14 protein-coding genes and 1 pseudogene are annotated in these 15,830 nt (G+C 67.7%); 9 read left to right on the top strand and 6 right to left on the bottom strand.

Features of this window, described 5'->3' with window-relative positions:
• Positions 1 to 513: 513 nt before the first annotated feature.
• The 5 genes from ABD283_RS03285 to ABD283_RS03265 all read left to right on the top strand — a co-directional run bounded on the left by ABD283_RS03285 (position 514) and on the right by ABD283_RS03265 (position 5,005).
• Entirely contained in the window at positions 514 to 1,773 is a 1,260-nt protein-coding gene (locus ABD283_RS03285) for a glycosyltransferase family 4 protein (protein WP_344223595.1), read from the top strand.
• A 51-nt stretch (positions 1,774 to 1,824) separates the two neighbouring features.
• Positions 1,825 to 2,865 (top strand): GDP-mannose 4,6-dehydratase, encoded by a 1,041-nt coding sequence (gmd, locus tag ABD283_RS03280; protein ID WP_035964951.1) that lies wholly within the window; start codon positions 1,825 to 1,827, stop codon positions 2,863 to 2,865.
• 59 nt (positions 2,866 to 2,924) lie between these two features.
• Positions 2,925 to 3,926, top strand: coding sequence for a GDP-L-fucose synthase family protein (locus ABD283_RS03275; RefSeq protein ID WP_186317211.1), 1,002 nt, complete (start codon positions 2,925 to 2,927; stop codon positions 3,924 to 3,926).
• A gap of 140 nt (positions 3,927 to 4,066) precedes the next feature.
• A complete protein-coding gene (locus ABD283_RS03270; RefSeq protein WP_344223594.1) occupies positions 4,067 to 4,273 on the top strand; it encodes a hypothetical protein in 207 nt (68 codons plus the stop codon).
• Positions 4,274 to 4,303: 30 nt separating this feature from the next.
• Positions 4,304 to 5,005 (top strand): zinc-binding dehydrogenase, encoded by a 702-nt coding sequence (locus tag ABD283_RS03265; protein ID WP_344223593.1) that lies wholly within the window; start codon positions 4,304 to 4,306, stop codon positions 5,003 to 5,005.
• A 78-nt stretch (positions 5,006 to 5,083) separates the two neighbouring features.
• Here ABD283_RS03265 and ABD283_RS03260 read toward each other — a convergent pair.
• From ABD283_RS03260 to ABD283_RS03235, 6 genes and pseudogenes are all read right to left on the bottom strand, one after another.
• Positions 5,084 to 5,176 (bottom strand): annotated as a pseudogene (locus ABD283_RS03260) (phosphatase PAP2 family protein); the annotation flags it as partial.
• 40 nt (positions 5,177 to 5,216) lie between these two features.
• A complete protein-coding gene (locus ABD283_RS03255) occupies positions 5,217 to 5,375 on the bottom strand; it encodes a hypothetical protein (protein WP_344223592.1) in 159 nt (52 codons plus the stop codon).
• A 46-nt stretch (positions 5,376 to 5,421) separates the two neighbouring features.
• Entirely contained in the window at positions 5,422 to 6,681 is a 1,260-nt protein-coding gene (locus ABD283_RS03250) for a lipopolysaccharide biosynthesis protein (protein WP_064845616.1), read from the bottom strand.
• Entirely contained in the window at positions 6,675 to 7,583 is a 909-nt protein-coding gene (locus ABD283_RS03245) for a glycosyltransferase family 2 protein (protein ID WP_344223591.1), read from the bottom strand. The genes ABD283_RS03250 and ABD283_RS03245 overlap by 7 nt, the downstream gene beginning before the upstream one ends.
• A 15-nt stretch (positions 7,584 to 7,598) precedes the next feature.
• Positions 7,599 to 9,020: a hypothetical protein gene (locus tag ABD283_RS03240; RefSeq protein ID WP_344223590.1), complete on the bottom strand. Its 1,422-nt coding sequence runs from the start codon at positions 9,018 to 9,020 to the stop codon at positions 7,599 to 7,601.
• Between the two features lie 8 nt (positions 9,021 to 9,028).
• Complete coding sequence (locus ABD283_RS03235; RefSeq protein ID WP_344223589.1) at positions 9,029 to 10,375, bottom strand: tyrosine-protein kinase domain-containing protein; 1,347 nt, start codon at positions 10,373 to 10,375, stop codon at positions 9,029 to 9,031.
• A 564-nt stretch (positions 10,376 to 10,939) separates the two neighbouring features.
• Here ABD283_RS03235 and ABD283_RS03230 point away from each other — a divergent pair.
• The 4 genes from ABD283_RS03230 to ABD283_RS03215 all read left to right on the top strand — a co-directional run bounded on the left by ABD283_RS03230 (position 10,940) and on the right by ABD283_RS03215 (position 15,803).
• The gene (locus tag ABD283_RS03230) at positions 10,940 to 11,476 is read left to right on the top strand and encodes an LbetaH domain-containing protein (protein WP_344223588.1); all 537 of its coding nucleotides are present in this window, start codon (positions 10,940 to 10,942) and stop codon (positions 11,474 to 11,476) included.
• 5 nt (positions 11,477 to 11,481) lie between these two features.
• A complete protein-coding gene (locus tag ABD283_RS03225) occupies positions 11,482 to 12,597 on the top strand; it encodes a glycosyltransferase (protein WP_344223587.1) in 1,116 nt (371 codons plus the stop codon).
• Between the two features lie 127 nt (positions 12,598 to 12,724).
• Complete coding sequence (gene serA / locus ABD283_RS03220; protein WP_259912996.1) at positions 12,725 to 13,921, top strand: phosphoglycerate dehydrogenase; 1,197 nt, start codon at positions 12,725 to 12,727, stop codon at positions 13,919 to 13,921.
• Between the two features lie 193 nt (positions 13,922 to 14,114).
• Positions 14,115 to 15,803, top strand: coding sequence for an SLC13 family permease (locus ABD283_RS03215; protein ID WP_315276513.1), 1,689 nt, complete (start codon positions 14,115 to 14,117; stop codon positions 15,801 to 15,803).
• The last annotated feature ends 27 nt before the right edge of the window (positions 15,804 to 15,830 follow it).

The raw sequence follows: 15,830 nt of genomic DNA, 5'->3' as shown, positions 1-15,830 counted from the left end.
CCAGTTCTGCTCCGGTGCGCCTCAGCCGCGCCCCTTCGCACGTCCCCCGTGGTGATGGGTGCCCTCTCGAAGACCGGGCCCCACCCCGAAGTGCGGATCGATGCCCCGAACTCCGCGTCACTTTCGCGTTCCCCCGCGGGAGTCGTGCATGTTTGCACTCATAAAGCATAGCCAGGGAGACACCGGTCGTGACCGAGATTACCGTCCCCTAATGTGTGGTTTTACATCAAGATCACTGTTTTTCGCGCTCCCACCTGAGGTGATACCCACGTGTACCTATATGAGCCCACACAGAATTGTCATCACTGTGGTGTTAGGTGCTTGTGCACACGATTATGATGGCAAACGTCGGCACACGCGAGATTCGTGTTTCGGCGACATTCACCGCTCCCGGTGGGACAGCCATGAGGCATTGCTGCACCACGTGGCGCGGAGGCGGACTGGGGAAGTCCGCCCATTCGGGAAAAGCGGCAGCGGCTGAGTTGCTCCGCTTTTCATGGGGGAGGAGATAGCGTGGCAGCACGCGTCCTGATCATCGGACTCAACTATTCACCGGAACACACGGGCATCGCGCCGTACACCGCCGGCATGGCTCGCGCGCTGCGCGAGGAGGGATGGGACGCCCGGGTCATCACGGGTCTCCCGCACTACCCGCAGTGGCGCGTCCACGAAGGGTATTCGCACCGCCGCGCCGCGCACGAGGAGATCGACGGCGTGCCCGTCCTGCGCGTGCCGCACCCCGTTCCCCACGACGCCGGACAGCTGCGCCGGCTGGGGATGGAGATCGTCTTCGGCCTGCGTGCCGCGACCGCCGCGTGGGGCGATCCCGACGCCGTCGTGGTCGTGAGCCCCGCCCTGTTCTCGTCGGCGATCGTGCGGGTGCGCGCCGCGCTGAGCCGCACGCCGGTGATCGCGTGGGTGCAGGACATCTACACCGCCGGGCTCACCGAGACTGGCGCGGCGAGCGGACCCGTGGCGCGCGTCATGCGCGGTATCGAGAGCACCTTCCTGCGCTCGTGCCAGGGGGTGGCCGTGATCCACGACCGCTTCTCGGACTACCTGCGCCGCGAGATGGCCGTGCCCGCGCGCCGGATCAGCACCGTGCGCAACTGGACCCACATCTCCCAGACCCCCTCGGTGGACACCGACGAACTACGGCGTCGTTTCGGGTGGGGCGCGGGCGACGTCGTCGTCCTGCACACGGGCAACATGGGTGCCAAACAGAACCTCGCGAACGTCGCCGCGGCCGCGGACGTTGCCGAGCGCACGGGAGCGCCGCTGCGATTCGTGCTCGTGGGCGGCGGGCACCAGCGCCCGCAGCTCGAGGAGCTGGCCCGGCGCACGCCGCGCTTCGAGGTCCTGCCCGGGGTCGACGACGAGACCTACGCCGGACTGCTGCGCGCCGCGGACGTCCTGCTGGTCAACGAACGACCGGGGCTCAAGGAGATGTGCGTCCCGAGCAAGCTCACGAGCTACTTCACCGCTGGCCGTCCCGTGCTCGCGGCCGTCGAGGCCGAGAGCCCGTCCGCCGCCGAGCTCGACGCCGCGGACGCGGGCATCCGTGTGGCGCCCGGGGATCCCGAGGCACTCGTGGCGGGCGCCCTGCAACTGCACGAGGAGTGGATCGCGACCGGCGGCGCCACGCACCGCGGCGGACGCCGCTACGTGCGCGACGTGCTCAGCGCCGGCGCCGCGGTCCGCGCCTTCAGCACCGCGCTGCGCGCGCTGCTACCCACCGAGACCACCGCACCTGCGGCGGCACTGCATTCCTGATCGGCCGGGACACCCGTCCCGACGTACCACGTCACACAGGGGAGACCACTCATGACCAAGAAAGCACTCATCACCGGCATCACCGGGCAGGACGGTTCCTACCTCGCGGAGCTGTTGCTCGCCAAGGGCTACGAGGTCCACGGCCTGATCCGCCGCGCGTCCACGTTCAACACGTCCCGCATCGACCACCTGTACCAGGACCCGCACGACCCGCAGGCGCGGCTGTTCCTGCACTACGGCGATCTTTCCGACGCCGCCCGTCTGGTCACGCTGCTGGGCGAGATAGACCCGGACGAGGTCTACAACCTCGCGGCCCAGTCGCACGTGCGCGTGTCCTTCGACGAGCCCGAGCACACGGGTGACACCACGGGCCTCGGCACCGTGCGTCTGCTCGAGGCCGTGCGCCGCGCCGGGGTGAAGTGCCGCTTCTACCAGGCCTCGACGTCCGAGCTGTTCGGGGCCACTCCCCCGCCGCAGAACGAGGACACCCCGTTCTACCCGCGCTCCCCGTACGGCGCGGCCAAGATCTACTCCTACTGGATCACCAAGAACTACCGCGAGGCGTACGACATGTTCGCCGTGAACGGGATCCTCTTCAACCACGAGTCCCCGCGCCGCGGCGAGACGTTCGTGACGCGCAAGATCACGCGTGCCGTGGCCGCGATCGCGGCGGGCAAGCAGGACCTGCTCTACATGGGCAACCTGGACGCCGTGCGCGACTGGGGCTACGCGGCGGAGTACGTGGAGGGCATGTGGCGCATGCTCCAGGTGGACGAACCGGAGGACTTCGTGCTAGCCACGGGCCGCCCGTCCACGGTGCGCGAGTTCCTGGAGACCGCGTTCGAGCACGCTGGGCTGGACTGGGAGAAGCACGTCCGCTTCGACGACCGTTACCTGCGCCCCACCGAGGTGGACGCGCTCATCGGTGACCCGTCCAAGGCCGAGCAGAAGCTCGGGTGGAAGGCCACGGTGCACGCCCCGGAGCTCGCGCGGATCATGGTGGACGCGGACCGCGCTGCCCTGGAGTGCGCCGGTTCCCCGTGGATCGACACCGTGTCCGAGCGCATCTGGACGCCGGAGCACGCGGCGTGAGCGCGGACGTGGCGAACCGCCGGGACACCGCTGCCGGCCAGGAGCACTGGCCGCACACGGTGAGCGACCCGGCCGATGCCCGCACGACCGACGACGTCGCCTACACCCCCGGCGCGCTGGACCGCTCCGCGCCGTTCTACGTGGCCGGTCACCGCGGTCTCGTGGGTTCCGCCATCTGGCGTCACCTCCAGGACGAGGGTTTCGAGAACCTGATCGGTGCGAGCTCCCGTGAGCTGGACCTGCGGGACCGTGCGGCCGTGGAGGCGTTCATAGCCGAGCACAGGCCGCGCTACCTCGTGCTCGCGGCGGCCAAGGTGGGCGGGATCGGCGCGAACAATTCCCAGCCCGTGGACTTCCTGTCCGACAACCTGCGGATCCAGCTCAACATCCTGGACGCCGCGCGCACCGCCGGCGTGGAACGCGTGCTGTTCCTGGGTTCCTCCTGCATCTACCCCAAACTCGCGGAACAACCGCTGCGCGAGGACTCGCTGCTCACGGGGTACCTGGAGCCCACCAACGACGCCTACGCGATCGCCAAGATCGCCGGCATCCTGCACGTGCAGTCGATGCGACGCCAGTACGGGCTGCCGTGGATCTCCGCGATGCCCACCAACCTCTACGGCCCCGGGGACAACTTCTCCCCGTCCGGCTCCCACGTGCTGCCCGCCATGATCCGCCGCTACGACGAGGCCGTGCGTGCCGGTGACACCGAGATCACCAACTGGGGTTCGGGTTCACCGCGGCGCGAGTTCCTGCACGTGTCGGACCTGGCCACGGCGTGCCTGTACCTCATGGAGCATTACGACGGGCCCCAGCAGGTCAACGTGGGCACCGGCGAGGACGTGACCATCAAGGAACTCGCCGGCCTCGTGGCCTCGGCCACCGGGTACGAGGGCACCACCTCGTGGGACACCTCCAAGCCGGACGGGACGCCCCGCAAGCTTATGGACGTCTCCCTGTTGCGCTCGCTGGGCTGGTCCGCCTCGATCGACCTGCCCACCGGGCTCGACGACGCCGTGGCCTGGTACCGCGCGCACCGCGAGCAGGCGCGGGGCGCCTGAGCGACCGGATGCCCCACTTGATGCGGGGACACTCCGTGTGATGAAGGGACACTCCGTGTCATGGGCGAACTCTCCGCATGATGCTGTGACGACCCGAGCGATGCGGGTCGTCTCCGCTGCCCCGCGGGGATGGCCGCGGCGTGCCGACCGCAAATAGCATGGGAGCCCGGCGTTCAGAGCCGAGCGCCCTGCTCGAGAAGGCAGCCATGGACATCCACGCCTACGTGGTCGATCACGTCGATGCACCGTTCCGGTGGGAAGAACTCACCGTGGACGAGCCGGGTCCCGGTGAGGCGGTGGTTAAGATCGTGGCCACGGGCATGTGCCACACGGACCTGAACACCTAAGCGGGCAACATACCGCTGCCCCTGCCCGGAGTGCTGGGCTACGAGGGTGCCGGGATCGTCACGAGGATCGGCGCGGGCGTGGAGAACGTGGCCGTGGACGAGTCCGTTCCCCTGGAACTCGCGGGCCCCCTCGCGTGCGGTATCACCACCGGGGCGGGAGCCGTGCTCAACACCGCGAATCCCGGCCCGGGTGAATCCGTGGTGGTCTACGGTGTGGGTGCCGTGGGGCTCGGGGCCATCAGGGCTGCCCGCAATTCGGCCGCGGCCACGATCATCGCGGTGGACCTGCATGACTCCCGCCTGGAGCTCGCCCAGCGCTACGGGGCCACGCACGTGATCAATTCCGAGAAGGAGGACTCGCTGGAACGGATCCGGGAGATCACCGGAGGGGCAGCGGACTACGCCATCGAATGCACCGGCGTGATCGCCGTGCTCGACGAGGCCATCGAGGCGATCGGCATGCTCGGCACGTGCCTCCTGATCGGCGGCGCACCCACGGACGCCCGGTTCTCCACGGACCACATGCGCACGCTATTCGGCAAGCGGATCGTGGACACCCTGGGCGGTTCACGGACCTCCCAGGAGATGATCCCCGCACTGCTCGCCCTGTGGAAGGTCGGGCGGTTCCCCTTCGACGAGCTCGTGCGGACCTACCCCATGGCCGAGATCGAACAGGCCATCCGGGACACCCGCTCCGGGGAGGTCATCAAGGCGGTGCTCACGCTCGAGTGAGCACCGCCCGCCGCGCCGCGGGACGCCACGCGTCCACGCCCAGGATCGCGATCGCGAGCAGCAGCGAGCCGTCAAGTCCGTGGGCCAGTGGTACCCCAGGTAGAGCCGACTGAACGCGACCACCCCGATCAGCACCACCCCCGCCGCGGCCACCCACCATCGGGTGAGCGGGGAGCGGGAGGGGCGCGGGGTCGTCGTACCCGTTGCGGCCTCAAAGGACGACGCCGCCGCGGGACCCGCCGCCGGTGACCGCGGGCTCGTCGAGGCGCCCGCGCAGGAAGGTGGACCGGCCGGTCGCCGGGGTCGAGGTGGACCGGCCGGTCGCCGGGGTCGAGGTGGACCGGCCGGTCGCCGGGGTCGAGGTCGTCATGGCGTCATGCTGCGTCCGCAAACCGGGAACGGGTTGTGCGTTGGCCCTACGCCACCAGGAGCCAGCAGCCCGCCAGCCCGATGGTCGAGAGGACCGCAGCCACCAGGAACGACCGCCACGGCGCACTGCGTCCCACCAGGACGTATGCGACGAGGACCACGGCGAACTCACGGATGACCAGCAGCGTGGCCGCGAGGTGCAGGTCGAACGACGCGACCCATGCGATCAGCGCACCGAAGACCACGCCGATCACCGGACCCACGAACGTCTTCCAGGCCGCACCGGTGCGCACGAGCAGCACGGAGGCCGCCCAGGACAGCACTACGGGGAAGGACACCATGGCGATGAACGGCACCATGGACATCGCGGGTTTCCAGTCGCCACCCAGCAGGGGCGTGAGGACCACGCTCGCCGTGAGGGCGATCAGCACGCACGCGAACGCGAGCATGAGCGCGCGCAGCAACAAATGGTCACTCGCGCTCCGGATCTCCTCCGGGGTCTCCTTGTCCGCGATCCCCACACGCACCACGTTCGCGGTGGACGCGGCCAGGGCGTCCCCCGGGGCGCGACCCACGGCGCTGCCCGCGGTGTAGGTACCGAGGACAGCGGTGCCGGCGAACACGGCCATGAACAGTCGCTCGGCCTGGCCCTGGAACCAGGACACCAGCGCGTAGCCGGACATCGTGCCCATGTCGGAGAGGATCGAACGCTCGCCCGGAGTGGAGTGCGGCAGGGGCTGGGTGTTACGGCGCGCACGGCGCCAGCACAGCAGGGCGAACATGCCCTCCGTGACGGCCAGCTGCAGGGCCGGGCCCAGCAGCGAGTGGGTCAGTACCAGAATGGTCCCGCCCACGAGCAGACCCACGAGGGAGGCCCGCAACTGCATCCGGGCCAGGGTCCCCCACTGGTTGGTGGCCTGCAGTGTGCCCACGTACAGCAGACCCAGGGCCCCGAAACCGGGCGCGAGCGCCACGGGCAGCACTTGGAAGAACTCGCCCCAGTTCTCGAGCGTCCCGTTGTGCAGCAGGAACAGCATGAGCCCGGTAAGGATCACGAAGGCCAGGACGGGCATGATCACCCGGTAGCGGTTCATGATCTTCATGCCCCCGGGTTCGGTCAGCACGCGGATCACCGCGAACCGGGCCCCGGAGTCGATCGTGACCTGGATGGCCGTGTAGAGCAGGGTCACCACGTTGTAAATACCCACGTAATGCGGGGACGTGAACGCGGCGAGCGTGAGGATCACGATCGCGGAGGACATCCGCGGGATCGCGCGCTCGATGAGCGACTTGATCTGGTTCAGCATGCCGGTGCCGGGATGAGGGTGGCGGCTCTCGCCAACTGACGCCGCGCGTAGTGCCGCGTCCCGGGGCGCACCCCGGCCACGATGGCCTCGAGCTGTTCCCGCGTGCCCCGGATGGATCCGGGGACCCCGCCGTTGGCCTCGAGCCACGGCCGCCCGGAGGCGCGGGCCCACGCGGTCCACGCGCGCCGGATCTCGGGGTCGGAGACGATGCGCTCCAGGTAGGTGTCCGAACTCGACAGCTGGCTCTCACTCAACCGGTAGGCCACCACGGGGGTGGCCAGTTTCACGATCCGGGCCCCGGCGCGCAGGGCGTCGAGCCACAGGACGTAGTCCTCCGCGGTGTTGGGCCGCGCGTAGGCGTCCGCGGCCACGAGCGCCTCCCGTGTGGCGAGCATGCTCGAGTGGAACAGGGGGTTGACGAACGGCAGCAGCAGTCCGATCTCGCGGGTCGTGAGACTGCCCGGGTACCCGGGGCGCAGGAGCATCCCCCGCCCGAAGCGGATCCCCGTGCCGCACACGATGTCCGCGTGGCGCACGGCCCGGAAGCCCACCCGGAAACGCCACGGCAGGGAGATGTCGTCCGAGTCCATGCGGGCCACGAGCTCGCTGTCCGTGGACTCCAGGGCCCGGCGCATGCATGCCACGGTCCCCCGGTTGACGGCATCGGTCCGGACGACGACGCGGCGGTCCGTCACCCGGCGGGCCGCACGTTCGGTCTCGGCGTCCGGGCCGTCCACGGACACCACCAACTCCGCGTCCCGCGGCATGGCCCGCAGCGTGGAACGCATGGCGCTCTCCACGGTGGCACCCGACCGATAGGCGGGCATGATGACAGTAAGCCTGGGCAAAGTGGTCCACTCCCCGTTGATGAAGCCCCGGGAACGCGGAGGTCGCCCCTCCACACCCGTTGAGCTGATTTATTTGTGAACTGCCGGTGTCCGCGGTGAAAGCTCCGTGGCCGGTGAAGATCTTATTCCCGCGGGCGGTGATTTCGTATCACCACGGCCGAAGATGCGTTCAACGATCCACAACCCCCACAGTGGCAGGATCGACAACGTCAAGAACACCTCGAGGGACTCCAGCTGCCCCACGATGCCTTGGAAGACGAGCGTGGATCCTACGGTGGCCAACAACAACCGATTGGTTTCACTCCGGCTGCGACTGTAGGCATCGGAGACCATGGCAGACACCAGCCCCAACACGAAGTAGCCGACGATCGCACCGAGCAGGCCGAAATTCAGGATCATTTCTGCGCTGAGCCCCGGAACCACGTAAATCTGGTCTTCCCCACCCAACAAGTCGTATCCCGAGACCTGCACCATGGACCGGAAAGGATTCTCCGCCGGGATACCCGCGAAATGCAGAAGCGCAAGCGGGACGTTGAGCAGGGCGCTCAACAGGGTCTCACCGTGGAGCGCCCCGTGGAACTGGACGTGGTTCTCGGCCCAGGCGGCCATGGAGAACCGCCCCCATTGCCAATCCACGAACGACCACGGGTCCGTGGTGGCACCTACGCGCCGGGCCGTGGTCGCGATGATAAACCCCACGAACACGGTCACGCCCACCACGATCAGCGGCCACCGCAGGACGTTGATCCGGGGCAGCATCAGAGCCAGCAGAGGAAATGCCACGTAGGCGATCTCGGAACGCCCACCGTTCCACGTGGCGCTGACGCCCAATGCGGCCAACCCGGCCACCAGGATGATGGTGTTCCACACCGCTGGGCCGGGCACACGCTTCCGGCTCGCGAGCGCCAAGACCAGGATCGTAATGCCCCACGGCAGCCAACCCGCCAGGAATGCGTAGCGGGCATTGCCGCCGTCCACGGAAATGATCCGCCCGCCGGTCTGGTCGGTCGTGGCGCCCATCACTCGCACGAGTCCCACGGCGCCCGCTGCTACGAGTACGAGAGCCAGGCCCCCCATGCTGACCCGGTGATGGGATACGAAGGAATACAACTGTTCGGGTATCAGAGGGCGCCGGGGAACCTGTCGGGGACCACGGTGTGCGGCCAGGATCCGCGGCCGCGGGATCGTCAGCCCCGCCCAGAGGGCACACATGCCCAAGAAGGTCGACCAGGCGGCCGTGGTCAAGCCGGATGTAGCACCTGCGGGAGTACCGGACATGGCCTCGTAGAATCCGCGGTCCCTGGACCACCCCAATACATGGGCGAATCCGGACAGGACGTTGGCCACGAGGAAGTTGATCACGAGCCACATCCGCAGGTTCAGCCCGTCCACCCGGTCCCTGGTCCAGATGTGGATGAGCGCGAGCGCACCCACGGCGGTCGTGGCCCCCAGGAGGAACACGGCCCAGCCGAAAGGAGTCATCGTGTTCATCGTGGGCTTCAGAGAACGCCGGAGTGTGCGCGCGAAGGGCGCACCTGGTTGGCCACCAATGCCACGGGCGTTTCGCGGAATCCCTGAACCGAGAACTGCAGCTGATCGGTCGAGGTCTTCCCGGGCACCGTGACCAGCAGGACCTCATCCGCCAGTTCGCCCAGCACCGCCGCGTCCACGGAGTCCTGCAACGGGGAACAATCGAGGACGACCACGTCGAATTCCGAACGCAACTCACCCACCAACGCAGCCATCGGTTCCGAGCACACCAGGTCACTCGGGCGCGGCGTCGGCGTACCCGCGGGTAGGAAGGTCAGCCCCATCTCGAGGCGAACAGTGCTCTGGTCTGCCCCGGCCCGACGTTCCACGAGATCCGAGACACCGAGGTGATTGTGCTGGGCCAGCAAAACAGTTGCCCCGCGGTCGGAGAGGTTGGCATCCACGAGAGCCACGCGGCTGCCCAGACCGGCAAAGCTACGCGCGAGTTCCACGGCGACCGTGGTGGCACCGTCGCCCGAACGCTGACCGGTCACCACCAGTACCGCGCAGCCGGCCACATGGGGCAGGACCTCGGCATGACCCTGTTGGATGCGCGAGCGCAGCGAAGTGACGTGAGGTGACACCTCCCGCGCCGGCGCGGATTCGCCACCCGCGGGAAAGAAGCTGCGCGCGTCAGTCCTGTGCTTCAGTCGCGGAACGGACGCGACCAGCGACGCACCCGGCACACGACGCAGCTCCGTCGTGGTCCGCGGTCGCCGAACCAGACTCTCCAACACGAAGGCGAGGATCACGCCCAACAGCGCGCCGCCGACCACACCGAACAACGGATAGAGCCACGACGGCAGGCCACTGGTTTCATCCGGGAGCTGCGCCCGGCTAAGAACCGTGGCCTGAACGGTGCCTCCCCGGTTGGCGACCTCGGGGGACAGTGACCCGACCCCTCTGATCAATTGATCCGCGACCCCGTTGGCAACCGTCTGGGCCTCCTGAGGCGAGTCCGCGGTGGCATCGACCTGGATGATGGAGGTGGCCGTCGGATTGGTGACGTCCAACATGTCCTGCAATTGCGCGACCGTCTTATCCACACCCGTGTCCTCGACGACGGGTTTGAGGATGTAGGGAGACGTCGCCACGGTCGCGTACGACTTCAGCTCTCGCGAAAGGTACGTGGCTGCCTGGTTCAACTCCGTGGCGGAGTCACTCGCGGGAATGGAGACGTAGAGGGATGACGTGGCCTTGTACGTGTCCGGAGACACCAAGGCGTAGATCCCCCCGGCCAACAAGCCCACCACGGTCAGTGTGGTGACGGTTTTCCACCATTTCTTCAAAATATCGACGTAATCATGCAGCGTCATGTGCCCTCCCAGCCCCTGATCACAATGAAAGACGGTTCGTCTCGGACGCTGCCCAGCCCCCGAGCACGTCCCACCAGTCTTTTCATCGCTCCCCTGTAATGGGCCTCAGTCTAACGCGCGAAATCATGTCGATGAACACGCAGATAGTTTCTGTGGAATTATTTTGTACCCGAATTGGGGGATAAACCTTCATCGGCAGATCTCGACAGCAATTGGAACCCGCAGGAAATGAGGGCTGCAAAACTGTTCGCAGAAGCAGAAACATTCCCACGACAAGTACGTTGCCCTCAGCAACGAGACAGTGCGCGACCTGCGCCGTTGCGGAAAGTCTTCCCGTACGCATGTGGGCAAGGACCCCGCCCCAGGCGCCCGTCGGCGTCGAGGAGATATCGAGGACGAAGCGACGGCATTACCCCCGGTGTCTCCACTTATGGGGTCAGAAGCAGGCGGATCGACGAGCGCAGTGTGCCAAGCTTGGATCCCGTAGCCGCGCGCCCGCGGGGAGAGCGGACCGGTTGCGCGCAGCGCGCAGCCCTATTTGCGGCTCGACGACAGGGGGAGACCATGACACACACGACGAGACGCCTGGCCACCTTCACCGGCCGCGGCTACGACAAGGGCCGGGGAACGCTGCAGTGCGCCGCGTGGGCCCTCGTGGCGGAACCGCTGCAGCGGTCCGTCCTGTGCCCGCCGAGTGTACGCACCCGCATCCTGCGGGCCTTCGGCGCGCAGATCGGGGAGGGCACACTGATCCGCCACGACGTGCGGATCCACTGGCCGTGGAAACTGGCCGTGGGCGAGAACTCGTGGATTGGCGTGGGCGCATGGTTGCTCAACCTGGAGCCCATCACGATCGGCTCGGACGTGTGCGTGTCGCAGGGCACCATGCTGTGCACGGGCAGCCACCGCGCGGACGACCCGGCCTTCGAGTTCGACAACGCCCCCATCACCGTGGCCGACGGCGCATGGATCGCCCTGCGAGCCACCGTCCTGCGCGGCGTCACGGTGGGCGAGGGCGCCGTCGTGGGAGCCACCGCGCTCGTCACGCGGGACGTCCCGGCCGGGGCGCGCGTGCTCGCCCCCGTGGCCACGAAGGCGTGAACGGCGTGCGGATCCTGCAGGTCGTCGCCCTGGTCTCGGGCACCAACGCGTACGGCGGGCCCACCACGGTGGCCCTCAACCAGTGTCGTGCGCTTGCCGACGCCGGACACGACGTGATCCTCGCCGCGACCGGCTCCGATCTGGGCGCGCCCCTGCCCACCGAACGCGACGGCGTGCGCACGCAGCTCTTCCGTCCCGTCCAGGCCCTGCCGGGTGCGGGTTTCGCGGGTCTCACATCGCCGGCCATGCTGTCGTGGCTGCGCCGGGTCGCGCCGACCGCGGACGTGGTGCACGTGCACACGGCGCGTGACCTGCTGACCCTGCCGGCCGCGTGGCTCGCGGAGCGCGCGGGCACCCGAACCATCCTGCAAACCCACGGGATGATCGACCCGTCCGAGAATCCCCTCGCGGGGCCCCTGGACGCCCTGCTGACCCGACGGGTGCTGCGGGACGCGCACCGGGTCTGCTATCTCACCCCTCAGGAGGAACAGGACCTCACCGAGGTCGCCCGCGGGCCCGTGAACCTCATGGAACTGCACAATGGGATGCCCGTATCCTCGCGCCCCCGCGTGCCGCGGGAAGACGACGAGTGTCGCGTGCTGTTCCTCGCGCGTCTGCAGGATCGCAAGCGTCCGCTCGCGTTCGTGGCCGCCGCGCGATCCCTGGCCGAGCGGTTCCCGCGCGCCACGTTCACGCTCGTGGGCCCGGATGAGGGCCAGGGGGACGCGGTGCGCGCGGCGATCGCGGCCGCGGGCCTCGGCGAGCGCCTCACGTGGGCCGGCCCGGTGGACTCCGCGGGCGCGGCGCGGTGGATGGCGGAATCGGACGTGTACGTCCTACCCTCCGTCCACGAGCCGTACCCCATGTCGGTTCTCGAGGCCATGTCCGCGGGACTGCCCGTGGTCGTGACGGACACGTGCGGGCTCGCGCCCACGGTCGCGCGAACGGGGTCCGGCGCGGTCGTGGACGACACCCAGCCACCCCTCGAAGATGCCCTCGCGCAGCTGATCGCCGATCCCGAGCGGCGACGGCGAGCGGGTCGGGCGGCCGCGGACACGATCGCGCGCGAGTACGGGATGCGCGCCGTCGTCGAGAAGCTGCTGGGCGCGTACCGGGACTGAGCGGACGGCGCGGTCCCGGAGGACGACGCCGCCGGGTCATCCCGCGCGCGAGCGCCGCGTTCGGGGGTGACCCGGAATGCTACGTCGTGAAACGGGGCGCCCGCGCCCCACCCCATAGGATGGACGGGTGAAGGCCTTACTGCTTGAGAACATCCATACCGACGCCGTTGACCTCCTGCGCAGCCGCGGAGTTGAGGTCGAGACCCGCAAGGGCGCGCTGGACCCCGCCGAGCTGAAGGAAGCGCTGCACGGCGTCGACTTGCTGGGGATCCGCTCGAAGACCCAGGTCACGCGCGAGGTGCTGGAAGCGCACCCGCAGCTGCAGACCATTGGCGCGTTCTGTATCGGCACCAACCAGATCGATCTGACCGCCGCCACGGACACCGCCACCGTGGTGTTCAACGCCCCGTACTCCAACACCCGATCCGTGGTGGAGCTGGCGATGGGCGAGATCATCGTGATGGCCCGTCACCTCACCGACAAGAACAAGGCGATGCACGAGGGTGTGTGGGACAAGTCCGCCAAGGGCTCACACGAGGTGCGCGGCCGCACGCTGGGCATCGTGGGTTACGGCAACATCGGCAAGCAGCTGTCCGTGCTGGCCGAGGCATTCGGCATGAAGGTCTACTACTACGACACCGTGGACCGCCTGGCCATGGGTAACGCCACCAAGTGCGACTCCCTGGACGAGCTGCTGGAGTCGGTCGAAACCGTAACCCTGCACGTGGACGGTCGCCCCAACAACGCCAACATGTTTGGCCGCGAGCAGTTCCGCAAGATGCGCCCGCGCTCACTGTTCCTGAACCTGTCCCGCGGTCACGTGGTTGACCACGAGGCGCTGCGCGAGGCCCTGGTCTCCGGCCACGTGGCGGGTGCCGCGGTGGACGTGTTCCCCACCGAGCCCAAGGTCGCCGGCGATCCGTTCACCTCGCCGCTGCAGGGGCTGCCCAACGTGATCCTCACCCCGCACGTGGGCGGCTCCACTGCGGAGGCACAGGAGAACATCGGACAGTTCGTGGCCGGCAAGCTGGTCGACTACAGCCGCTACGGTTCCACGAGCCTGTCCGTGAACTTCCCGGAGGTTCAGCTGGATCCGGAGATCGTCGGCACCCGTCTGCTGCACATCCACAGCAACCTGCCCGGCGTGCTGGCTCGCGTGAACTCGGTGCTGGGCGAGCACGGCATCAACGTGGACCGGCAGCAGCTGGTCACCAAGGGCCAGACCGGCTACCTGGTCACCGATTGCGGCAACGGCGTGACCCCGGAGGTCGTGGCAGCCATCGAGGCACTGCCCGAAACCATTCGGGTGGCCACCGTCAGCTAGCGCCACTCCCCCGCTGGCACGTCTTCAAACGCGACCGACCCGGCGAGAATCCGAACCAATGGCCCGCCCCCATTCACCGGGGCGGGCCATTGGCGCTCGTGACCCGCCGCGCGTCAAGGTTACGCGCGAAATACTCAGTAACTTCATAGAATAAATACCACGTAATCCCCATCACAATGACGTGGAGATCCCCATGAGCCACCCAGCGGTGCCCGGCGCGCACCTCAAGAACCTTGATCCAGATCCGCACCGCGGTGAAGAGGTCAACTTCCAATCCCCCGGCGAACGTGCAGAGGCCGAGGACCCCAAAACCCACCGCATCAAGTGGCTCGGCCTGATCGCAGGTCTTGCGCTGGCACTCCTCGTGTATTTCTTGATGCCCGGCGACGTAGCCCAGGGCGCCCGCCTCACCGCGGCCACGGCCGTTCTCATGGGTGCATGGTGGATGACCGAAGCCCTCCCGCTCCCGGCCACCGCCCTGGTTCCGCTGGTGGTCTTCCCGGTCCTCGGTGACGACGTCAAGTTCGACGACGTGGGAGCTTCCTACGGCAACAACGTGATCTTCCTGTTCATGGGCGGCTTCCTGTTGGCCCTGGCCATGCAGCGCTGGAACCTGCACCGCCGCATCGCCCTGCTGACCGTCAAGGTCATCGGCACCAAGCCCACCCAGATGGTTGCGGGCTTCATGGTCGCGACCGGCTTCCTCTCCATGTGGGTCTCCAACACCGCAACCGCCGTGATGATGCTCCCGATCGGCGTGTCCGTGCTGCTGTTGGTCACCAAGATCGGCGACGGGACCGACACCGGTGCCGACGCCACACCTGAGGGCGCCGCATCCGACGCTCGCCAGGCAACCGACGACGCCGCTCCGGCCACCTCCCAGGCCGGCCCCGACACCGAAGTTGACCCCGAGGACAGCTCGGTGAAGCAGGAGATCATCAAGTCCAACTTCGGTACGGCGTTGATGTTGGGTATCGCGTATGCCGCCTCGATCGGTTCGCTGGGCACCATCATCGGCACCCCGCCGAACACCCTGATGGCCGGTTACCTGTCCGACACCCATGACATCCAGATCGGCTTCGGCCAGTGGATGCTGGTGGGAGTCCCGCTGGCGGTCGTGATGCTGGCGATCTGCTGGTTCTTGCTCACCAAGGTGTTGTTCAAGCCCGAAATCACCGAAATCCCGGGCGGCAAGGAACTCATCCAGGACGAACTTCACAAACTCGGCCCCATGTCCTCCGGTGAGAAGCGTGTGCTGGCCATCTTCATCCTGGCTGCCGTCTCTTGGGTGTTCATTCCGATGATTTTCGACACCCCGCCGATCTCCGACGCGGGAATCGCCATGACCATTGGTTTGCTGCTGTTCTTCTGCCCCGCCGGTGCCGCACGCGGCGTGCGTCTGCTGGACTGGGATTCTGCCGTCAAGCTGCCCTGGGGTGTTCTGTTGCTGTTCGGCGGCGGTTTGGCGCTGTCCTCGCAGTTCTCGGGTTCCGGCCTGACCGAGTGGATCGGCGAGCAGGCCCAGGGTCTGGGTGGCGTTCCCATGATCCTGATGGTGTTGGTCTTCGCGGCCGGCATCCTGTTCCTGACCGAGTTGACCTCCAACACCGCAACCGCCGCCACGTTCTTGCCGGTTGCCGGTGGCGTGGCCATGGGCCTGGGAATCGACCCGATGCTGCTGGCCATCCCGGTGGCGCTTGCCGCTACCTGCGCGTTCATGCTCCCGGTGGCCACCCCGCCCAACGCCATTGCCTTCGGCTCCGGGTATGTGACCATCTCGCAAATGATTCGGGGCGGCGTTTTCCTGAATCTGATCGCCATGGTCCTCATCACCCTGGTGACCATGACGCTGGCCGTATGGGTCTTCGGACTCACCTTCTAGCGTTCACCCGCTGTCGGCCCGCCAGGG

It is taken from the genome of Kocuria atrinae (assembly GCF_039531425.1).
Lineage (GTDB): Bacteria > Actinomycetota > Actinomycetes > Actinomycetales > Micrococcaceae > Kocuria > Kocuria atrinae.
This window is presented reverse-complemented; position numbering and strand designations above follow the sequence as displayed.

Excerpts from the sequence above, each read along its gene's own strand:
- ABD283_RS03215 (WP_315276513.1), top strand. The coding sequence starts at position 14,115 with ATGAGCCACCCAGCGGTGCCCGGCGCGCACCTCAAGAACCTTGATCCA.
- ABD283_RS03230 (WP_344223588.1), top strand. The coding sequence starts at position 10,940 with ATGACACACACGACGAGACGCCTGGCCACCTTCACCGGCCGCGGCTAC.
- gmd (WP_035964951.1), top strand. The coding sequence starts at position 1,825 with ATGACCAAGAAAGCACTCATCACCGGCATCACCGGGCAGGACGGTTCC.
- ABD283_RS03235 (WP_344223589.1), bottom strand. The coding sequence starts at position 10,375 with ATGACGCTGCATGATTACGTCGATATTTTGAAGAAATGGTGGAAAACC.
- ABD283_RS03240 (WP_344223590.1), bottom strand. The coding sequence starts at position 9,020 with ATGAACACGATGACTCCTTTCGGCTGGGCCGTGTTCCTCCTGGGGGCC.
- ABD283_RS03255 (WP_344223592.1), bottom strand. The coding sequence starts at position 5,375 with ATGACGACCTCGACCCCGGCGACCGGCCGGTCCACCTCGACCCCGGCG.
- ABD283_RS03250 (WP_064845616.1), bottom strand. The coding sequence starts at position 6,681 with ATGCTGAACCAGATCAAGTCGCTCATCGAGCGCGCGATCCCGCGGATG.